Genomic DNA, 3,889 nt, shown 5'->3' with positions numbered 1-3,889 from the left:
ACATTCCGGGGCATCGAATTGTTGCGTTGCGATAACGCTTTTCGATGCCTGTGAAAGCCTGATGACGCTGACCTGAGAGCCAGCATATACGAGCCAATAACGGCGTCAAATGTTTTTTTAAGGTCCTGCATCAGGGCTTTCCCGAGCGTGAAAACAAAAGATTCATAAAAGGAATAATCGACACGGTGTCCATTATTTCGAACGCCTTTCAGGGTTTTCCCCGCTGATGTGCGGCATAAAGTGATTAGAATATTCAACGGCAGTCCACCGCGTCGTTTCACTTTGTCATCGCACTTATCGTGTCCGAAACCGAATCGATGTCCACCGAAGTCGCCGAGCGCCTGCGTTTCGTGCGCAACAAGCATGGCCTGTCGCAGCGCGAACTCGCGAAGCGCGCCGGCGTCACCAACGGCACGATCTCGCTGATCGAACAGGGCCGCGTGAGCCCGTCGGTCGGCTCGCTGAAGAAGCTGCTCGAATGCATCCCGATGAGTCTCGCGGAATTCTTCACGTTCGAGCTCGTCGAATCGCGCGCGGTCGTGTCGCGTCGCGACGAGATGCCGAACCTCGGCAACGAGTCGCTCGCGTTTCATCTGGTCGGTGCGAACGTGAAGGATCGCAACATGTGCATCCTGCGCGAGATCTATCAGCCGCTGGCCGACACGGGGCCCGAGATGCTGGTGCACGCGGGGCACGAGGGCGGTGTCGTCGTGTCGGGCCGGCTCGAGCTGACCGTCGATAGTGCGACGTGGCTGCTCGACCCCGGAGACGGCTACTACTTCGAGAGCCGTTTGCCGCATCGTTTTCGCAATCCCAGCGCGGAACTGATCTGCGAGGTCGTCTCGGCCAATTCGCCGGCGACCTTCTGACCGCGCGTCACCGCATTCGCTGCAGGCCGGCAGCGTGCCACCCGCACGGCGTGCCGCATCGCGAATGCCCCAACATTGAGGCATCCTGATGAACAAGTTGACTTTGGCTGACTGGCAACACAAGGCGGCGTCGCTCGAGATCGAAGGGCGCGCATTCATCGACGGCGCGTCGCGCGACGCGCACGGCGGCAAGACGTTCGACTGCGTGAGCCCGATCGACGGCCGCGTGCTGGCGAAGGTCGCCGACTGCGGCGAAGCGGACGTGAACGCGGCCGTCGCGGCGGCCCGCCGCGCATTCGACGCGGGTGTGTGGGCCGGCTTGAATCCGCGCGAGCGCAAGGCCGTGCTGCTGCGCTGGGCCGCGCTGATGCGCGCGCATCTCGACGAACTGTCGCTGCTCGAGACGCTCGACGCGGGCAAGCCGATCGGCGACACGACGACGGTCGACGTGCCGGGCGCCGCGTACTGCGTCGAATGGTTTGCGGAAGCGATCGACAAGGTCGGCGGCGAGGTCGCGCCGGCCGATCATCATCTCGTCGGCCTCGTCACGCGCGAGCCGGTCGGCGTGGTGGCCGCCGTCGTGCCGTGGAACTTCCCGATCCTGATGGCCGCATGGAAATTCGGCCCCGCGCTCGCGGCCGGCAACAGCGTCGTGCTGAAGCCGTCGGAGAAATCGCCGCTGACCGCGATCCGCGTCGCGCAGCTCGCGTTCGAGGCCGGCATTCCGGCCGGCGTGTTCAACGTCGTGCCGGGCGCGGGCGAACCGGGCAAGCTGCTCGCGCTGCATCGCGACGTCGACTGCATCGCGTTCACGGGCTCGACGGCGGTCGGCAAGCTGATCATGCAGTACGCGGCGCAGTCGAACCTGAAGCGCGCGTGGCTCGAGCTCGGCGGCAAGTCGCCGAACATCGTGCTGCCCGATTGCCCCGATCTCGACCGCGCGGCGCAGACGGCGGCCGGCGCGATCTTCTACAACATGGGCGAGATGTGCACGGCCGGCTCGCGGCTGCTCGTGCATCGCGACATCAAGGACGCGTTCATCGAGAAGCTCGTCGCGGCCGCCCGCGCGTACGTGCCGGGCAATCCGCTCGATCCGTCGGTATCGATGGGTGCGATCGTCGACGGCATCCAGCTCGAGCGCGTGCTGGGTTACATCGAAGCGGGGCGCGGCGAAGGTCGGCTCGTCACGGGCGGTGCGCGCGTGAACGCGGAAACGGGCGGCTTCTACGTGGAGCCGACGGTGTTCGAGGTGAAGCCCGATGCGAAGATCGCGCGCGAGGAAATCTTCGGGCCCGTGCTGTCGGTGATCGTGTTCGACGACGTCGACGAGGCCGTGCGGATCGCGAACGACACCGAATACGGGCTGGCCGCGGCCGTGTGGACGTCGAACCTGACGACCGCGCACGACGTGTCGCGCCGGCTGCGTGCGGGCACCGTGTGGGTGAACTGCTATGACGAGGGCGGCGACATGAACTTCCCGTTCGGCGGCTACAAGCAGTCGGGCAACGGTCGCGACAAGTCGCTGCATGCGCTCGAGAAGTACACGGAACTGAAGTCGACGCTGATCCGGCTGCGCTGACGCGATACCGGGGCGGGCGCGTCGCCGTGCGGCGCCGCGCCCGCGGCCTTCGGCGCGCGTTACGCGGTGCGCAGCGCGGGATGGAAGCCGGCGGCCTCGATGATCGACTGCACGCGCTCGGCGCCTTGCGCCGAGTCGACCTTGACGATCTTCGCCGCGACGTCGATGTCGAGCTTCGCGGCGGGGTCCGCGGCCGTCACCGCGCGCGTGATGGCGTTGGCGCAGCCGCCGCAGGTCATGTCCTGGACTTCGAATTCCATCGTGTTCTCCCGGGTTGATGGTTGACGAATAGATTCAGCATGAAGCTTGCCATGGTGGGAAGGTCAAGCGCCGCATGCGGCGACGTGCATCGCATCAGTCATTTGTAATGCTGAGGTCTGACGAATAGTCATTCGCGTGCGCGCGTCAGTCCGAATTTTTCCCGATTGACGACCGCCCATTATCGGCGAAATCCGGCGGAGCCTTGCGCGGCAACGGGCGTGCGGGATCGACTGCCCACGATCTCCCTGAGCGGAGTAAGGGTACTCCGAGGTGAAAATGCGAATCGATCTTAGTATCGATTCCCTTCGATATTTCAAACCATTTCAAACCATTACGCACATGACCCGTTTCGCTCTCGGTTTCGCACTGGCCCTGCTGGGCGCCTCGGCAACGTCCGCCTTCGCTGCCGACGACATCGTCAACCTGACGCTGAAGGACCACAAGTTCTCGCCCGATGGCGTGACGATTCCCGCTGGCAAGAAGGTGAAATTCGTCGTGAAGAACCTCGACGCGACGCCCGCGGAATTCGAGAGCGACGACTTCAAGGCCGAGAAGGTCGTGCCGGCCGGCAAGTCGGTCGAGATCCTGGTCGGGCCGCTGAAGGCGGGGACCTACGAGTTCCACGACGAGTATCACGAAGCGCAGTCGAAGACGCACCTGACCGTCAAGTAAGCCGATACCGACATGCTGTCTACCGCCCTGATCGTCTTTCGTGAAGTGCTCGAGGCCGCGCTGGTGGTCTCGATCGTGATGGCCGCCACGAAGGGCGTGCCGCGGCGCGGCTGGTGGGTGGGCGGCGGGCTGGTCGGCGGCGTGGTCGGCGCCGGCCTGATCGCGGCGTTCGCCGACGTGATCTCGCAATGGGCTTCGGGCATGGGCCAGGAAGTCTTCAACGCGGGCGTGATGTTCGTCGCGACGCTGATGCTCGCGTGGCATTGCATCTGGATGAGCCGGCACGGCCGCGAAATGGCGCTGCACATGGGCGAGGTCGGCCGGGCGGTCGCGGCCGGCAGTCGGCCGCTGACCGGGCTCGCGATCGTGGTCGGCGTCGCGGTGTTGCGCGAAGGCTCCGAGGCCGTGCTGTTCCTGTACGGGATCGCGGCGGGCGATCCGGGCCAGACGCCGCAGATGCTCGTCGGCGGGCTGCTCGGCGTGCTCGGCGGGGCGGGGCTCGGCTACG

The 3,889-nt window shown here is 65.3% G+C and carries 6 protein-coding genes; 4 read left to right on the top strand and 2 right to left on the bottom strand.

Features of this window, described 5'->3' with window-relative positions; translation table 11 throughout:
- Window positions 1–257: hypothetical protein (locus tag JMF90_RS40280; RefSeq protein WP_236598048.1), on the bottom strand; the 257-nt coding region annotated here is incomplete at its 3' end.
- Between the two features lie 60 nt (window positions 258–317).
- Here JMF90_RS40280 and JMF90_RS27695 point away from each other — a divergent pair.
- On the top strand, window positions 318–869 hold the full coding sequence (locus JMF90_RS27695; protein ID WP_011546390.1) for a cupin domain-containing protein: 552 nt from the start codon (window positions 318–320) through the stop codon (window positions 867–869).
- A gap of 88 nt (window positions 870–957) precedes the next feature.
- Window positions 958–2,448 carry an aldehyde dehydrogenase gene (locus JMF90_RS27690; RefSeq protein ID WP_011546389.1) on the top strand — a complete coding sequence of 497 codons (1,491 nt, stop codon included), beginning with the start codon at window positions 958–960 and terminating at the stop codon, window positions 2,446–2,448.
- A gap of 59 nt (window positions 2,449–2,507) precedes the next feature.
- Here the strand turns inward: JMF90_RS27690 and JMF90_RS27685 are convergent, their stop codons facing one another.
- A complete protein-coding gene (locus JMF90_RS27685; RefSeq protein WP_006477591.1) occupies window positions 2,508–2,708 on the bottom strand; it encodes a heavy-metal-associated domain-containing protein in 201 nt (66 codons plus the stop codon).
- Between the two features lie 340 nt (window positions 2,709–3,048).
- Between JMF90_RS27685 and JMF90_RS27680 the strand changes: the two genes are divergently transcribed.
- Window positions 3,049–3,381: a cupredoxin domain-containing protein gene (locus tag JMF90_RS27680; RefSeq protein ID WP_054928127.1), complete on the top strand. Its 333-nt coding sequence runs from the start codon at window positions 3,049–3,051 to the stop codon at window positions 3,379–3,381.
- Between the two features lie 12 nt (window positions 3,382–3,393).
- Window positions 3,394–3,889, top strand: a 496-nt coding sequence (locus JMF90_RS27675; RefSeq protein ID WP_201325678.1) for an FTR1 family protein, incomplete at its 3' end; no start/stop codon positions are given.

The organism is Burkholderia sp. E168m23, assembly GCF_016586125.1.
In the GTDB taxonomy this organism is placed as follows: Bacteria; Pseudomonadota; Gammaproteobacteria; order Burkholderiales; family Burkholderiaceae; genus Burkholderia; species Burkholderia orbicola.
This window is presented reverse-complemented; position numbering and strand designations above follow the sequence as displayed.